Here is a 1,793-nt window from a genome sequence, read left to right as displayed (position 1 = left end):
CAACAGCTTATTCGTCTGCCGGGGCAGCAGTGGGATAAGGAGACAGGACTGTTCTATAACCGACATCGTTATTACGACCCGTTACTGGGCCGGTATATCACGCAGGATCCGATTGGGTTAGCGGGAGGGTGGAATCCGTATAAATACCCGCTTAATCCGATCACAAATATAGACCCCTATGGATTAGACACAATCATTTTATCTGGAGGACCAACAGATGGTAATCCATTAGGACATTCGGCGATGGCGTTTACTGGAAAAGGAGTATATAGCTATGGGACGAATACTCCACGCGGGGGGAACGTTGTATCTTATTTAACTGACCAAGCAAAACGCAGGAGTACGACGATACGTACAATTAAAACCACACCAGAACAAGAACAAAATATGATTGATTATATTAATGCAAATTATAAAACAGATAGAAGTGATTATGAATATCTTACCCATAACTGTGCAACTATGGTTATAGATGCAATGGATCATGCAGGGGTTGCAAGAGATACAATAAACTCCGTTTTAATGCCAGATAGATATGATGAGTTTGCACAAGGAATGCCAGCGTTTCTCCCTTCTACAGTATCGATGATTGGCGCGCTATCATCGAATATGCCTCCAATTGTTTCACCTCAGAATGGTGCTATCCCTTCTAATTTAACGAGCTTTAATCAATGAGTAAAAAACATATGTCAATTGCAATGTTATTAGCAGGAACGCTCACTTTATCAGGAGGTTATATTTACTGGATATTTCATCATGGTGAGCTTGCAAATAAGCCTATATGGGCTTTAATGCAATCATTTTCAGCAAAAGAAGAATATACGCCACCCCATACTCGTGGTATAGAAATTGAACCACTTTTTGTTAAGAATGGAATAACATATAAAAACAAATTTTACGATTTATTGGGTATTCCCACAAAAAATGTAAACTTTCCATATTATTGGATTATCACCAACATCCATATTGATAATGATATATCTTTACCTGCGCGAGTTTTCACAATGGCAGATGGAGATGTCTTTTATTTACCTTGTGACTACTTAGATAATTTATCTTCGAAAGAAGAAATTGATAGTGTAGTCCATGAATTCCTTAGAAAACGATGTATACAAGGTGGGTAATAGCTCTAATTATTAAAATATATATTTTAGTATATGTATCAATAATTCTTACATGAAGTTCAAATGAAAACGGCAAATACAACCCGTCCCCACCCGATAATCTGCCGCCGGCGGAATGGCCCACTTATGGCTACGGCTATATCGCCAGGTTGAAGCTCAGCGACATCCGCGTATCGACTTCACTCGCGACAGCCTGCACAGGGAGAGACAGCGAACCTCCGGCGCTACTCCAGCGACCCGGCGGGCAACCGGACAACGGAACGGGATAAATACCCGATGCTGCCGGAACGCTTCCCGGATAACCGCATCAGCCAGGATGTGGAGAACTTTTATCATTATGACGAACACGGCAGGCTGACGGAGAAAAACGAGCGCCGGATACACCCGCACGGCAGCGTCGTACATCACTACCGCTACGATAACCAGCACCGACTGGTGCACTACCGCCGGATGCAGGCAGGCAACGTGCTGACGGAAAGCCGTTATCTTTACGACCCATTGGGCCGCCGCGTCAGTAAACGGGTGTGGGCATGTACGGTATATCACGATGGCTCGTGTTCACAGCCGGCGCTGCAGGAAACCGTGCGGTACGCCTGGGATGGCAACCGGCTGACCACCACGCAGACGGACAAAACCCGTATCCAGACGGTGTACCTGCCGGGGAGCTTC

The 1,793-nt window shown here is 44.7% G+C and carries 3 protein-coding genes; all 3 read left to right on the top strand.

All coding sequences use genetic code 11. From position 1 onward, the window contains the following. A partial coding sequence (locus tag QNN88_RS22755) for an RHS repeat-associated core domain-containing protein (protein WP_414242140.1) occupies positions 1-675 on the top strand: 675 nt, incomplete at its 5' end. Then, entirely contained in the window at positions 672-1,124 is a 453-nt protein-coding gene (locus tag QNN88_RS22750) for a hypothetical protein (protein ID WP_414242139.1), read from the top strand. The genes QNN88_RS22755 and QNN88_RS22750, both read left to right, overlap by 4 nt. A gap of 276 nt (positions 1,125-1,400) precedes the next feature. After that, on the top strand, positions 1,401-1,793 hold a 393-nt coding region (locus tag QNN88_RS22745; RefSeq protein WP_414242138.1), incomplete at its 3' end, for a hypothetical protein.

Source organism: Citrobacter sp. ANG330, assembly GCF_047467925.1.
Classification (GTDB): domain Bacteria; phylum Pseudomonadota; class Gammaproteobacteria; order Enterobacterales; family Enterobacteriaceae; genus Citrobacter_A; species Citrobacter_A amalonaticus_G.
The sequence above is the reverse complement of the archived record's forward strand: the minus strand, read 5'-3'. Positions and strand labels throughout refer to the sequence as shown.

Excerpts from the sequence above, each read along its gene's own strand:
- QNN88_RS22750 (WP_414242139.1), top strand. The coding sequence starts at position 672 with ATGAGTAAAAAACATATGTCAATTGCAATGTTATTAGCAGGAACGCTC.